This window comes from Yersinia rochesterensis (assembly GCF_003600645.1).
Taxonomy (GTDB): domain Bacteria; phylum Pseudomonadota; class Gammaproteobacteria; order Enterobacterales; family Enterobacteriaceae; genus Yersinia; species Yersinia rochesterensis.
Genome location: NZ_CP032482.1, coordinates 998,207 through 1,012,749, shown reverse-complemented (window position 1 = coordinate 1,012,749; position 14,543 = coordinate 998,207). Strand labels below are relative to the sequence as shown.

Below are 14,543 nucleotides of genomic sequence, written 5' to 3'. Positions count from 1 at the left end.
AATAAGTCTCTTACCCTAGGTAAACTGATATATCAGGAAGTTGGCACACGGCACAACGTTCCTTTCATAGTTCTGTTGCTCAGGGCTTGTGTTCCCGTTGGAACTCAGCCAGCAACACCATTTGCTCGTCAGTCAGAGCTAGGCTTTCTAGAAGTTCAGGTCTTCTAAGCCAGGTACGGCCCAGCGACTGCTTTAAGCGCCAGCGACGAATCTCGGCATGGTTGCCCGACAGTAAAACTGGCGGAACTTCCATCCCTTCTAACACCTCAGGACGAGTGTAGTGTGGGCAATCCAGCAACCCATCAACAAAGGAATCTTCCTCTGCTGAGGCCTGATGACCCAGCACGCCCGGGATAAAACGGGATACTGAATCTATCAGAGCCATTGCCGGCAGCTCGCCACCGCTGAGAACGTAATCGCCAATTGACCATTCTTCATCAATTTCAGTTTTGATTACGCGCTCATCAACTCCTTCGTACCGACCACACACCAGAATCATCTTCTGGTTGGTCGCCAGTTCGCAAACACCCTGTTGGTCCAGTTTGCGTCCTTGAGGTGACAGATAAATCACCTTTGCTCCCTCGCCTGCCGCTGCTTTTGCTGCATGAATGGCTTCCCTTAACGGTTGCACCATCATCAGCATTCCCGGGCCACCGCCATATGGGCGGTCATCCACGGTACGATGCCGGTCGTAGGTGAAATCACGAGGACTCCAACACTGCACGCTCAGCAGGCCATTTTTTACTGCCCGGCCAGTTACCCCGTAATCGGTTATTGCGCGGAACATCTCGGGAAATAGGCTAATAACACCGATCCACATTGTTTTGTTCCACTCATCTTTGCCGTTTAATTCGGAGGTCAAAAACCAGGATCCCAATCTACTTCAACACGTTGAGCAGTGAGATCGACATTCTTGATAACCTGCCCATGAAGAAACGGGACCAACCGCTCCTTCATACCGAATGCATCTTTCAGGTTTGCCTTTACTACCATCACATCGTTAGAACCGGTTTCCATCATATCGATGATTTTACCCAGTTCGTAACCCGTGGTTGTTACTACCTGACAGCCCATAAGGTCTTTCCAGTAGTAATCATCCTCTTCCAGTTCAGGTAGTTGTTGGGAATCTACGATAATTTCGCAATTAGTCAGTAAATTCGCGGCATCCCGATCATCAACGCCTTTTACCTTGATGATCAGATCCTGACTGTGGCGCTTCCAGTCTTCCAACTCGACATGCTGCCACTTACCACCCTGCTGGATAAACCACGGCTGGTAATCAAAAATACTTTCGGCGTTCTCGGTGGATGAAAATACTCTGAGCCAACCGCGAATGCCGTAAGTTGAACCCATTTTACCGAGAACAATCGGCTGTTCGGGAACCACTGGATTGAGTTGCTTGCTCATAATAACCACCACCGCGACAGATTAAGCTGCTTTCTTAGCGTCTTTGATCAGCACAGATACGCGATCAGAAACGGTTGCGCCCAGGCCAATCCAATGTTCGATACGGTCCAGGTCCAAACGCAGAGCTTCAGCCTGACCAGATGCGATCGGGTTAAAGAAGCCTACACGTTCGATGAAACGGCCGTCACGAGCATTACGGCTGTCAGTCACTACTACTTGATAGAACGGACGCTTTTTAGCGCCGCCACGAGCCAAACGAATTGTTACCATAACATCCTCTTTAGTTAATAAAACAACTGGACCCCATCGGGGAACGGGGTCCAGTTGCAATATAAAAAGCCCGAAAATTTTACTCATTTTGGCGCAAAAAGCAATCTAAAGCGTAGATTCCTATGCGCCAGTTTTTTAATAAGCACAATTTTCTTCGTTTACCGCTGTTTTCAGCGGGAAATCTTTACTCATTTCACACCGGTTAACATCACAGCGTGAAATATACCCTTCGTACTTGAAACCGCAGGATTGTTGGCTTGTCGCCTACCTGCAACCCCAATCACTTTGGGTATGACCATCAACGGCCTGGGAAACCCGGTGGCATCATACCTTTCATGCCACGCATCATTTTGGCCAAACCGCCATTTTTCATTTTCTTCATCATGCGCTGCATATCATCGAACTGCTTCAGCAAGCGGTTAACATCCTGCACTTGCACACCAGAACCAGTGGCGATACGGCGCTTACGTGAGCCTTTAATGATTTCTGGCTTGGCGCGCTCTTTCAGCGTCATCGAGTTGATGATAGCCTCCATCCGCACGGTTACCTTATCATCCATCTGCGACTTCACGTTATCTGGCAACTGACCTGCGCCCGGCATTTTACTTAGCATGCTGGCCATGCCGCCCATATTGCGCATTTGTTTTAGCTGATCAAGAAAGTCATTAAGATCAAAGCCATCGCCTTTTTTCAGCTTAGTTGCCAGTTTTTCCGCTTGTACGCGGTCAACTTTGCTTTCGATATCTTCAATCAGCGACAGAACATCGCCCATTCCCAAAATACGTGAAGCCACGCGATCGGGATGGAACGGTTCAAGTGCATCTGACTTTTCGCCAACACCGAGGAATTTAATCGGCTTGCCGGTAATATGGCGGATAGACAGCGCAGCACCACCACGAGCATCACCATCAACTTTGGTTAACACCACACCGGTGAGTGGCAGCGCTTCATTGAATGCTTTCGCTGTATTGGCGGCATCCTGACCGGTCATGGCATCAACAACAAACAAGGTTTCAACCGGATTAATCGCGGCATGAACTTGTTTGATTTCGTCCATCATCGCTTCATCAACGTGCAAACGACCGGCAGTATCGACAATCAGGACATCATAAAACTTAAGTTTCGCCTGTTGCAGAGCCCGATTGACAATATCAATCGGTTTTTCCTGTACATCAGACGGGAAGAAATCAATGCCAACACCTTCAGCCAGAGTTTCCAACTGTTTGATCGCCGCAGGGCGATAAACGTCGGCAGACACCACCAGCACTTTTTTCTTCTGTTTTTCTTTAAGGAACTTACCCAGTTTAGCCACACTGGTGGTTTTACCCGCACCTTGTAGGCCAGCCATTAACACCACTGCTGGCGGTTGCGCTGCCAGATTCAGTTCGTTATTGACCTCGCCCATGGCGGCAATAAGTTCATTCTTAACGATTTTGACGAATTCCTGACCCGGCGTGAGGCTTTTGTTCACCTCATGCCCGACAGCACGCTCTTTTACCCGGTTAATAAAGTCACGAACCACCGGCAGAGCTACGTCAGCCTCCAATAACGCCATGCGTACTTCACGTAGCGTTTCTTTAATATTTTCTTCTGTCAGCCGGCCACGGCCGCTGATATTGCGCAGTGTGCGCGACAATCGATCAGTTAAGTTCTCAAACATTGTCTCATACTCAACGTGGAAACAGGCCGCTCTGGCGACACAATGGGGGGATTATAACACGAAGCTTAAACGATCTCTGCTCTCACATCGGAGAACGGTTGGAGAGGGACGCTCTCAACGCTATACTGGCTATCTAATTCACTTAGCCGATGCCCATATACCGCTATGCCCGTGTTCTCCATTTTGGCTTTGATCGCTTACTCACTCAGTCTGGGCTTGATTGTCCCAAGTCTGGTGCAGAAAAATAGTGCTTACCGGCGCCTGGCGCTGATTTCTGCCGTCGTGGCGCTAGTGTGCCATGCTATTGCTCTGAAGCATCAGATTTTTGATGTCGGCGGCGGTCAAAATCTGACTTTATTGAATATTGGCTCCATTGTCGGGCTGATGATCTGCACTATTATGACTATCGTCGCCTCACAGGGGCGTGGTTGGTTCTTGTTGCCGATTGTCTACAGCTTTGCCATGATTAATCTGGCACTTGCCAGTTTGTTGCCAGGTGAATTCATTACCCATTTGGAAGCCAGCCCTGCCATTTTTGTCCACATTGGGCTAGCCCTCTTTGCCTATGCAACACTTATCATCGCAGCACTGTATGCCCTGCAATTAGCTTGGCTTGATTATCAATTAAAAAATAAGAAAGTCACCTTTAATGCTGATATGCCGCCCTTGATGAGCATTGAACGCAAAATGTTTCATATCACCCAAATTGGGGTGGTCTTGCTGACCCTAACGCTGTGTACTGGCCTGCTTTATATGGATGATATATTCAGTAAAGAAAACGTCCATAAAGCGGTGTTATCAATCATGGCCTGGTTTGTCTATATTGTCTTATTGTGGGGCCATTACCATGAAGGTTGGCGCGGGCGTAGAGTAATTTGGTTCAGTTTTGCAGGCGCATTTTTGCTAACTTTGGCCTATTTTGGCAGCCGCTTACTGCAGGAAATTATGATCTCTTAGCCGTAACCATCCGCACATGACCTTGTTGAACTGAACTAGCAGGGCCTTCATATCATTAAAGGAACACTGTGTTGGATCATGTTTCCACTAGCACGCTGATCATCATCCTGGTCATTATGATCGTGGTTTCGGCTTATTTTTCTGCCTCCGAAACCGGCATGATGACGCTTAATCGCTATCGATTACGCCATTTGTCCAAACAGGGTAACCGTGCCGCACGGCGGGTTGAAAAGCTGCTGCGCCGCCCTGACCGCCTGATAAGTTTGGTCTTAATCGGCAATAATCTGGTCAATATTTTAGCCTCAGCACTGGCAACAATTGTTGGCATCCGGCTCTATGGCAATGCTGGGGTTGCTATCGCCACTGGCGTATTAACTTTTGTGGTCCTAATTTTTGCTGAAGTTATGCCGAAAACTATCGCCGCCCTTTATCCTGAGCGCGTTGCATTCCCCAGCAGTGTTTTACTGGCCCCATTACAAAAAATCATGCTGCCACTGGTATGGTTACTCAATACCATCACCCGTGGACTGATGCGCCTGTGTGGCATTCGCGGAAATGTACACCGCAGTGATGCGGTCAGTCAGGATGAATTACGCAGTATTGTGAATGAATCACACTCACAAATTTCTCGTCGTAATCAAGATATGTTGATATCAGTGCTGGATCTGGAAAAAGTCACTGTCAGCGATATTATGGTGCCGCGTAATGAAGTGGTCGGCATTGATATCAATGATGATTGGAAATCAATCATGCGGCAGCTAACACACTCGCCGCATGGTCGCATTGTGTTGTATCGTCAATCATTGGATGATGCTATCGGTATGCTGCGGGTGCGGGAAGCCTACCGGCTGATGACAGAGAAGAAAGAATTCAATAAAGAAAATCTGTTGCGGGCGGCTGATGAAATCTATTTCATTCCCGAAGGCACACCATTGAATGTACAACTGGTGAAATTTCAACGTAATAAAGAGAAAGTCGGCATGATCGTCGACGAGTATGGTGATATTCAAGGATTAGTGACAGTGGAAGATATTCTGGAAGAGATCGTCGGCGATTTTACCACATCCATGTCACCTAGCCTGGCAGAAGAGGTTAATCCACAAAGTGATGGCTCAGTACTGATTGATGGTAGCGCCAATGTGCGTGGACTGAATAAAGCATTCAACTGGTCACTCCCAGTGGACGCCCGCACTATCAATGGCATGTTATTGGAGGAGCTGGAGGATATTCCCCAGATAGATGCTCAGGTTCGTATTGGAAACTATCTGATTGATGTGCTGGATGTACAAGAAAACATGATTAAGCGGGTGCGAGTGACACCTATCCTACCGGATAATCATGTTGGGTAATCCCACGACTCGGTGATATCGACGGACATAAAAAAGACGCCTTTGCAGCGTCTTTTTTGCATTTATCTACCGAACATCAAAATCGACAACTGAAAACTAGATATGTAATTCAGTCAGTTTTTCTTTCGGCAATGCCAGCTCTTCGTTGTGATTGATACGCACGCCGCGGTCGATAATCCCTTTGGCAATCTCCTGCGCCTCTTCCAGCGAATGCATATGGTAAGTACCACACTGATATTCGTTCAATTCAGGAATTTTTCGCTGGTCGGTCACTTTCAATACATCAGCCATTGCCGCTTTCCAGGCATCAGCAACGCGTTGCTCATCTGGCGTACCTATCAGGCTCATATAGAAACCAGTACGGCATCCCATTGGGGAGATATCGATAATCTCCACGCCATTACCATTGAGATGGTTACGCATAAAACCGGCAAACAAGTGCTCAAGTGTATGAATCCCTCGTTCTGGCATCACTTCTTTATTTGGCACACAGAAACGTAAATCGAATACCGTTATCTCGTCGCCATGAGGGGTTTTCATCGTCTTAGCAATGCGTACAGCCGGAGCTTTCATAATGGTATGGTCTACGGTAAAGCTATCCAATAATGGCATTTAGTTACCTCCTCATAAAAAAATAATTTTTATTCGATCTTTTTTTCGCAACCGGTGAAACTTTTTGGTATCCCGCACGTCTTAATATGTGAAAGACGCGCATTTGTTATCATCATCCCTGTTTTCAGAGATGTTAATTTGGCCACAGCAATGTGGCCTTTTCTTTTTTATTGGCCGCCGTGAAGCGCCAAATACTCTTCAAAGCTTAGCTTATCTTTCGACTCCAGCTCACGTTGACGCACCCAAGAGGCTGTGCCCTCTTCAGATAATTGCTCTTCAGTTAGCAATTCCAAAGGTTCTGTTTGCAGCATTTCCCGGTAGCGTTCGGCTAACTCAAGACCAACACCACCAATACCACCTTCTTTCATTGCTTGCAAAATACGCGCTGAGAACGTCAAACTCGGATCATCAAAGAACGCGACAAGTTCGTCACAAACCTGTTGATATTCAGTGCTATCTTTACCATCCAATACTTCGGCAACACGGCGCAAGTCGGCAAACAGATCTTTACCCACTTTCTCCAGCGGCTCACGGGTATCATTACAACCCATACCGATAGTCTGACCGGGTTTACGCCCTTCCAAAATGACCCGATTCCAGTTTTTCCGAGTACACAGTAATTCGTCACTGCTCATTTCAGGCGCATCAGCCAACACACACCAAATCAAGAATAAATCGAGGAACCGCGCCTGTACGGCATCAACACCGATAGGTGAGAATGGGTTAATGTCCAAAGAGCGAACTTCAATATATTCAATCCCACCGCGCAACAAAGCATCAGAGGGGGATTCGCCAGCACGAGTCACTCGCTTAGGCCGAATTGGGGCATAGAGTTCATTTTCAATCTGTAACACATTGGTGTTCAGTTGCAGATGACGCTCACCATCTTTTAGCCCCAATGCTGCATATTCTTCTGATGGCGTTTTAATTGCGCGCTTCAGCCCAGCAACATAGGTATGCAGGTCATTAAACGTAATACCCAAATTACTCTGTGATTTATTGGTATAACCCAAGTCACTCAAGCGTAATGAGGTGGCATAAGGCAGATAACACATTCCTTTATCATTGCGTTCAAACGGCAAGGCAGTTTCACGCCCTTGCAGGAATGACGCGCAAATTGCCGGTGAAGCACCAAACAGATAAGGGATAACCCAGCCAAAACGATAATAATTGCGGATCAGGCGGAAATATCCGGCGGAAATTTCTTCCTTGCCACTTTTTTCATCGGTAACACCCGCCCATGCCTGCCAAAACTCTAGCGGCAAAGAGAAATTATAGTGCACACCTGAAATCGTTTGCATCAAGGCACCATAACGATTTTTCAAACCCTCACGGTAAAGTGTCTTGAAACGACCAATATTAGAAGAACCATATTTAGCCAGCTCAATATCCTGCTCTGCACCAATAAAGCAAGGCATGCTCAGTGGCCACATGCGCTCATCACCCAACTTACGGGCGGTATAGCGATGGATATCGCGCAAAAAAGCCAGCAGATGGTCAATATCGCCATCTACCGGTGTAATGAATTCCAGCAATGCCTCAGCAAAGTCGGTGGTAATCCACTGATGTGTTAATGCGGCACCCAATGACTCTGGATGGCCCGTCGAGGCTAATTGGCCATCGGCAGTCACTCTCAATGTTTCCCGCTCGATACCACGACGGATACCTTTCAGGGCTTTAGGGTGCGCTTCCAGCCAAGTTAGCGCGTGTGATACATCCGGGATCAAATCGACCTCCCGCTCTTGAAAACCATAACTCGCCAGCATACTGAAACTGCATAGATGTGACTATGTAAGTTTGTCACACTCTTTACTGCCACCAGGCAATTCCTTGTAGCGTGACTACCGTTAACACGATATAACGCAATGCTTTTCCCAGACACAGAAAAAAAACCACAAGACCCCAGGGCATACGCAACCAGCCTGCTAACACACACATCAAATCGCCCACCACCGGTAACCAGCTCAATAATAAAGCTGCCGGGCCAAAACGTTGAAGCCAGCCAAGAGCTGTACTCATCCCGCGCTGTGGCTTTAGTTCCGGTAGTAAGCGGCCTATAACAACATTAGTTAGCCCCCCAAGGGTATTTCCGACGGTAGCAGACAACACCAGCATCATGGCCGGCGCACTCCCTGCCGTTAAGAGGGTGACTAACAGAATTTCCGAATTTCCCGGTAAGAGCGTTGCGCTAAGAAAGCTACTCCCAAATAATGAAGCAATAGCTAGCGTACTACTCACAGTAGACGCACATCAACTACTGCCATATTGGCTCTTTTTGCCGCCTCAACACCAAAATCAGCATCTTCAAAGACCACACACTTCTGTGCAGGCACACCGAGTAACTGCGCGCAGCGCAAGAATGTCTCAGGCGCTGGCTTATGTTGAGTAACATCATCGGCACCGACAATGACATCAAAATAGTCACGTAATCCTAAGTGGCGTAAAAGCAGCTCTGCCATGGCGTGTTCGCTTCCAGTGCCAACAGCCATAGGTTTACGCCCATGATAGGCTTTAACCACGCCTATGAGCGGCAGAGGCTTCACATTATCCATCAACAGTGATTTAAACAATGCGGTTTTTTCAGCAGCCAACAAATGGGGATCCAGATCCGCTTGATGATTAGCAATAATTACGCTAGCAATTTGCCACGTAGGTGCGCCATTCAAAGCGACCAAGGCCTGCTCGTCAAAAGCCATACCATAAGGCGTCAGTACCTGCCGCCATGCCTGACGGTGCGTGGGCTCGGTATCCAGGATGGTGCCATCCATATCAAAAATCAGGCCTTCATAGCGATCGTACATCGTGACCCCACGACCAGGGAAAAAATGAAAAGCTACTTTATCGCAAACTAACTAAATTGTCGCTCACTGTATAATCAATTGAATTTAATCAAAAAAATATCATTCCCAAAAGGAAATAGCGCTATAACACATAGTGAAAATCAATGAGCTGAAAGGGATAAAAGATAAGAGGCTGAAAACATTCAAATGGCAGTGCGGCGTAAGGTCTAAAAAGCAGAAAACCCCGCCGTAGCGCTGAGGGATCCCCACTAATTCAGCGCTAATAAACCAACACCATACTTCGGTAGGTTTTGGCGAGGTGATTAAGAACTGCATCCAGTGCTGTTCGCGTTAAAATTAGCGGAGAGTGTCGCAAGATATTCTCCGCTAATGTCAGATAAGATATAACCCGTCGTGACTTAAGGCTGTTAGCCTGATACCTCAGATGTAACCCTTTATTTTCAGCATGATAGCCAAGTAACCATAATACTGCCGTGCTTAACGTTGCCAGAAGACTTAACACCAGTATACGCCCCGCTGTGCGGCTGTGACTGGCGCGAAGCCCAAAGCCAAAACGTTCACTTTTCTCATCGCGAAAATTCTGCTCTATCTGCATCCTGCGACTGTATAACTTCATGACTTCACGTGGTTTAAACTCCTCTGTACTGCTAAAAATAAGCCACGGTTCTTTTGCTGCGGCGCGTCCGTCCCGCTCCTGCGAATAGCGAGATATCCGGCAACGGGCACGTTTATTCTGCCGCCCTTTGGGTTCCTTTTTATGCAGGTAAAAGTGACCATCACAGCGGGCATATTCTGCACGTGCGAGTGTCCCCGGCCCCAGATATTCAGGTTGGCCACTGGCCGATAATTCCTGCCGCCTGAACCAGTGCTCACCTTTTTTATCCAGCCGGAGCTGGATATTGCCTCTGACTCGCCCGATAAAATCCCAACCCAATGATTTAATATGGTGAAACCAGGCATTTTGAAAACCGGCGTCAGTGACGATGAGTACCTTTTTATCAGGCGCAATAGCGGTGGCGATAGAATTCAGGAACTCTTTTTGTATCAATGCATTCTGTTGGTTATGCGAGGGAACAATTTGGCTCATTAACGGGATGGAACGACCATCACAAATCAGGCTGGCGCGTAAGACGTGGAATGCCTGTGAGGGATAACCACTCCAGTCAACAGCAATAACACACCAGGGAAGTCGGCGCGTAAGTAACGAAGTAATATTACGAAATATCAGAGGGATGTCATGGTGAAGAGCCGTATTACCTAACAGCCGGTCAACCCGTTTTATCTTGTGTTTTACCTGAGCGGTTCCCGGCAGATGGCGTCCGATACTGGTCAGGGTCAGAGAAGCGCCACGCGTCAATGCAACGGTTGCATCAATCAGGGCATTTTGACGATATTGATGAAACGGGGCTAAAGCGCCCCGGAAAAAGTTCTGGCATACTTTACGGGCAGGCATAGAGTTGATCTCGCTGAATTGGTTGCACAATCAGTAGATCATATTTTCTCTATGCCTGTCCTTTTTTCTGGGGATTCACCAGCGCCGTAGCGAGGTTTCTTAATATGGTGCACCCAGGAAGATTCGAACTTCCGACCGCTCGGTTCGTAGCCGAGTACTCTATCCAGCTGAGCTATGGGTGCAATTTTTTATTTCTAATTTTACGAGGGTGTTTCAGTGAGTGAAACTTAACAACAAGATTGATGACCTAGAAGATGGTGCACCCAGGAAGATTCGAACTTCCGACCGCTCGGTTCGTAGCCGAGTACTCTATCCAGCTGAGCTATGGGTGCAATTAATTCTTTGACACTACCTGATGTTCATTTGACTATTTCACCATACTGCAAAATATGGTGCACCCAGGAAGATTCGAACTTCCGACCGCTCGGTTCGTAGCCGAGTACTCTATCCAGCTGAGCTATGGGTGCATAGTAAATGGCGGTGAGGGAGGGATTCGAACCCTCGATACAGCTTTTGACCGTATACTCCCTTAGCAGGGGAGCGCCTTCAGCCTCTCGGCCACCTCACCATACGCTTCTTTCGAATTGTGCCTAACTTGCTTTTGAAGAAGCTCATCGGCACTGCGTGGCGCACATATTACTTTCCCGCACTTATAAGTCAAACAATTTTTCCTAACTCACGTTCATTTGCACAATTCACACACAACATGGGCAGTTTCACGTCAAAAAGAGTGTTTTATCAACAGGGAAGATAGCGTTTATTGTGGTGTAGCTAGAGAGCGAGAAAAAAGAAATTATCCTGTTCACCCCATTAGATTAGTCGTGAGCAGATAATTATTACAGAAATAAGAACACAAAAAGGGGATGAAGAGCGAAATGAGGGGGAGAATAAACAGCAGTAGCGCCTCGTGTAACACGAGACGCTTCTTCAAAATCAGTAAGTCGTCGGTTGAGACTTTTCTGCTTGGATACGCTGGTAGATTTCTTCACGGTGAACAGAAACCTCTTTCGGAGCATTTACACCAATACGGACTTGGTTGCCTTTAACCCCTAATACAGTAACCGTAACCTCATCGCCAATCATGAGTGTTTCACCAACTCGACGAGTCAGAATAAGCATTCTTTGCTCCTTGAAAAATTAAAAGAGTCGGGTCTCTCAGTTTCCCCGCCATTATCCATCATACACCGTGAAAACGTAAGCTATCACATTCACATAAAATGTAAGTAGCTTGGTCAAGTCTCTAACTAATACAAGTTTAGCTGAAGCAAACAACTTTGCGTTTAACTTTGTTTTCGAACTATGACAGGAAAATTGAAAAACGCCATACCCAACATACAGATATGGCGTATTGATTTAATAGGCCATTACTGACTTATAATCGGGATGCTACCCATGCTTCAACACTGGCTAACGCTGATGGCAATGCTTGCACATCGGTACCACCCGCCTGAGCCATATCAGGGCGCCCACCGCCTTTACCGCCGACCTGCTGGGCAATATCGGCGATTAACTCACCCGCTTTTACTTTACCGGTGAGATCTTTGGTTACACCAACGATTAGGCTGACCTTATCATCTGCGGTAGTTGCCAGCACAATAATTGCAGAACCCAGTTGATTTTTAAGATCATCAACCATAGTACGCAACATTTTTGGCTCAACATTATCCAACTGGCTAACTAAAAGTTTCACACCATTGATCAATTTCGCACTAGACGATAATGAAGCACTTTCCTGAGCAGCTTGCTGATCTTTCAATTGCTGGAGTTCACGCTCGAGCATTTTACTGCGATCCAGCACCGCACGAACTTTATCGGCTAGATTATGGGTATCACCTTTAACCAAATGAGCAACATCCGAAAGCAGGTCACTCTGCTGGTGTAGTAGCTCGATAGCCCCCTCGCCAGTGACTGCTTCAATACGGCGAATTCCGGCGGCAGTACCTGATTCAGACAAAATACGGAACAAGCCGATATCACCGGTACGGTTAGCATGAATACCACCACATAGCTCGGTTGAGAAATCACCCATGGTCAAGACTCTCACCTGGTCATCATACTTCTCGCCGAACAGAGCCATCGCGCCTTTTTCTTTCGCCGCATCCAACTCCATCACTTCGGTTTGAACGGGCATATTACGGCGAATTTGCTCGTTAACTATGTCCTCTACCAGGCGAATCTGTTCCGGTTTCATTGCTTCAAAATGCGAGAAATCGAAACGCAGGTATTTATCATTAACTAATGAGCCTTTTTGAGCAACGTGCTCGCCCAGTGTTTTGCGTAATGCTGCATGCAGTAAATGAGTTGCAGAATGGTTCAAACGAATACGGTTACGCCGTGCAACATCCACCTGAGCATCAATGCTGTGATTAACTCGCAATGTTCCATGAGTTAACTGCCCTAAATGGCCAATAGCCTGACCATATTTCTGAGTGTCAGCCACAGCAAAAGTTGCAGTCGCATTTTTCAGTTCGCCTTTATCGCCAACCTGGCCGCCAGACTCACCGTAGAATGGGGTTTGACTCAGAACAACAACAGCCTCTTCACCTTCATGAATCTCATCAACAGCTTCGCCATTGCGGAACAACGCGGTCACAGTTGACTGCTGCTGAGCATGATCATAGCCAGAGAACTCACTTGCTCTGTCAACACGGATCAAGCTGTTATAATCGGCACCAAAACCACTGGATTCACGAGCTCGGCGACGTTGCGCTTCCATTGCTTGTTCAAAACCGGCTTCATCCACTTTCAGATTACGTTCACGGCAGACATCTGCGGTTAAATCAACCGGGAAGCCGTAGGTATCGTACAGGCGGAAAGCAGTCTCGCCATCGAGGGTATCACCGGTCAATTTACTAAGTTCTTCATCCAACAGAGCTAAGCCGCGCTCTAATGTCCGCGCAAACTGTTCCTCTTCGGTTTTCAGAACCTGTTCAACCATCGCCTGCTGTTGCTTCAATTCATCAGCAGCAGACCCCATTACAGCAATCAGCGGAGCAACCAGTTTGTAGAAGAAAGTCTCTTTCGCGCCCAGCATATTGCCATGGCGGATAGCTCGACGAATGATACGGCGCAGTACATAACCACGGTTTTCATTCGACGGAATAACACCATCAGAAATAAGGAAAGCGCAAGAGCGGATATGGTCAGCAATAACTCGCAGCGACTTGCTAGAAAGATCAGTCGCACCAGTAACTTCCGCTACCGCTTTGATCAAATCGCGGAACAGGTCAATCTCGTAGTTCGAGTTAACATGTTGTAATACCGCAGCAATACGCTCAAGCCCCATACCGGTATCAACCGATGGCTTAGGCAATGGCAGCATCGTGCCATCAGACTGGCGGTTGAACTGCATGAAGACAATATTCCAGATCTCAATATAGCGATCGCCGTCTTCTTCAGCCGATCCTGGCGGCCCCCCCCAAATGTGGTCACCATGGTCAAAGAAAATCTCTGTACATGGACCGCAAGGGCCAGTATCACCCATTTGCCAGAAGTTATCTGATGCAAATGCACCGCCTTTGTTATCACCAATACGGATAATACGCTCACGCGGGATCCCGATATCATTAGCCCAGATTTCATAGGCTTCATCGTCGGTTTCGTAAACGGTTACCCACAGTTTCTCTTTCGGTAAATTAAACCACTGTTCGCCAGTTAATAACTCCCAAGCGAAACTGATGGCATCATGTTTGAAGTAATCGCCGAAGCTGAAGTTACCTAACATTTCAAAGAATGTATGATGACGCGCGGTATAGCCTACGTTTTCAAGGTCATTATGCTTACCACCTGCTCGCACACAGCGCTGAGAGGTTGTCGCCCGGGAGTATGCCCGTTTATCCAAACCTAAGAAAACATCCTTAAACTGGTTCATCCCGGCATTGGTAAACAACAGCGTAGGGTCATTATTAGGGACCAAAGAGCTGCTTGATACAACCTGATGTCCCTTGCTATGGAAGAAATCGAGAAACGCTTGACGAATCTCAGCGGTGCTCTTGCTCATAATTGCCCCGGAAACAAGCTAAAAGAATAGCCCG

Annotated in this window: 13 protein-coding genes and 4 tRNA genes; 2 read left to right on the top strand and 15 right to left on the bottom strand. The window is 47.3% G+C overall.

Annotated elements, in window-relative coordinates; genetic code table 11:
- Positions 1 to 79 precede the first annotated feature (79 nt).
- The 4 genes from trmD to ffh form a co-directional block, all read right to left on the bottom strand.
- Positions 80 to 820, bottom strand: a complete 741-nt coding sequence (gene trmD, locus DXZ79_RS04700; RefSeq protein ID WP_038635821.1) for a tRNA (guanosine(37)-N1)-methyltransferase TrmD — start codon at positions 818 to 820, stop codon at positions 80 to 82.
- Between the two features lie 38 nt (positions 821 to 858).
- Positions 859 to 1,407, bottom strand: coding sequence for a ribosome maturation factor RimM (gene rimM / locus DXZ79_RS04695; protein ID WP_038635823.1), 549 nt, complete (start codon positions 1,405 to 1,407; stop codon positions 859 to 861).
- A 21-nt stretch (positions 1,408 to 1,428) separates the two neighbouring features.
- Complete coding sequence (rpsP, locus tag DXZ79_RS04690) at positions 1,429 to 1,677, bottom strand: 30S ribosomal protein S16 (protein WP_002209458.1); 249 nt, start codon at positions 1,675 to 1,677, stop codon at positions 1,429 to 1,431.
- A gap of 298 nt (positions 1,678 to 1,975) precedes the next feature.
- Positions 1,976 to 3,337 (bottom strand): signal recognition particle protein, encoded by a 1,362-nt coding sequence (gene ffh, locus DXZ79_RS04685; protein ID WP_038635825.1) that lies wholly within the window; start codon positions 3,335 to 3,337, stop codon positions 1,976 to 1,978.
- A 165-nt stretch (positions 3,338 to 3,502) separates the two neighbouring features.
- Between ffh and DXZ79_RS04680 the strand changes: the two genes are divergently transcribed.
- Together DXZ79_RS04680 and DXZ79_RS04675 are read left to right on the top strand one after the other, a co-directional pair.
- Positions 3,503 to 4,294, top strand: coding sequence for a cytochrome C assembly family protein (locus DXZ79_RS04680; protein ID WP_004393421.1), 792 nt, complete (start codon positions 3,503 to 3,505; stop codon positions 4,292 to 4,294).
- 71 nt (positions 4,295 to 4,365) lie between these two features.
- Complete coding sequence (locus tag DXZ79_RS04675; RefSeq protein ID WP_162472789.1) at positions 4,366 to 5,643, top strand: HlyC/CorC family transporter; 1,278 nt, start codon at positions 4,366 to 4,368, stop codon at positions 5,641 to 5,643.
- Between the two features lie 96 nt (positions 5,644 to 5,739).
- Here DXZ79_RS04675 and luxS read toward each other — a convergent pair whose 3' ends face one another.
- The 11 genes from luxS to alaS all read right to left on the bottom strand — a co-directional run bounded on the left by luxS (position 5,740) and on the right by alaS (position 14,509).
- Positions 5,740 to 6,255: an S-ribosylhomocysteine lyase gene (gene luxS, locus DXZ79_RS04670; protein ID WP_038635831.1), complete on the bottom strand. Its 516-nt coding sequence runs from the start codon at positions 6,253 to 6,255 to the stop codon at positions 5,740 to 5,742.
- Between the two features lie 167 nt (positions 6,256 to 6,422).
- Positions 6,423 to 8,021: a glutamate--cysteine ligase gene (gene gshA / locus DXZ79_RS04665; protein ID WP_172667622.1), complete on the bottom strand. Its 1,599-nt coding sequence runs from the start codon at positions 8,019 to 8,021 to the stop codon at positions 6,423 to 6,425.
- Between the two features lie 43 nt (positions 8,022 to 8,064).
- Positions 8,065 to 8,493 carry a YqaA family protein gene (locus DXZ79_RS04660; protein ID WP_038635833.1) on the bottom strand — a complete coding sequence of 143 codons (429 nt, stop codon included), beginning with the start codon at positions 8,491 to 8,493 and terminating at the stop codon, positions 8,065 to 8,067.
- Positions 8,490 to 9,056: a fructose-1-phosphate/6-phosphogluconate phosphatase gene (gene yqaB / locus DXZ79_RS04655; RefSeq protein WP_038635837.1), complete on the bottom strand. Its 567-nt coding sequence runs from the start codon at positions 9,054 to 9,056 to the stop codon at positions 8,490 to 8,492. The genes DXZ79_RS04660 and yqaB overlap by 4 nt, the downstream gene beginning before the upstream one ends.
- Before the next feature lie 259 nt (positions 9,057 to 9,315).
- Complete coding sequence (locus DXZ79_RS04650; protein ID WP_120011132.1) at positions 9,316 to 10,509, bottom strand: IS4 family transposase; 1,194 nt, start codon at positions 10,507 to 10,509, stop codon at positions 9,316 to 9,318.
- Positions 10,510 to 10,614: 105 nt separating this feature from the next.
- Positions 10,615 to 10,691 (bottom strand) — tRNA-Arg (locus DXZ79_RS04645).
- Between the two features lie 73 nt (positions 10,692 to 10,764).
- Positions 10,765 to 10,841, bottom strand: a tRNA-Arg gene (locus DXZ79_RS04640).
- Between the two features lie 58 nt (positions 10,842 to 10,899).
- Positions 10,900 to 10,976, bottom strand: a tRNA-Arg gene (locus tag DXZ79_RS04635).
- 8 nt (positions 10,977 to 10,984) lie between these two features.
- Positions 10,985 to 11,077, bottom strand: a tRNA-Ser gene (locus tag DXZ79_RS04630).
- A 365-nt stretch (positions 11,078 to 11,442) separates the two neighbouring features.
- Positions 11,443 to 11,628 (bottom strand): carbon storage regulator CsrA, encoded by a 186-nt coding sequence (csrA, locus tag DXZ79_RS04625; RefSeq protein ID WP_002209449.1) that lies wholly within the window; start codon positions 11,626 to 11,628, stop codon positions 11,443 to 11,445.
- Positions 11,629 to 11,881: 253 nt separating this feature from the next.
- Positions 11,882 to 14,509 (bottom strand): alanine--tRNA ligase, encoded by a 2,628-nt coding sequence (gene alaS / locus DXZ79_RS04620; protein WP_050292241.1) that lies wholly within the window; start codon positions 14,507 to 14,509, stop codon positions 11,882 to 11,884.
- Positions 14,510 to 14,543: the final 34 nt, after the last annotated feature.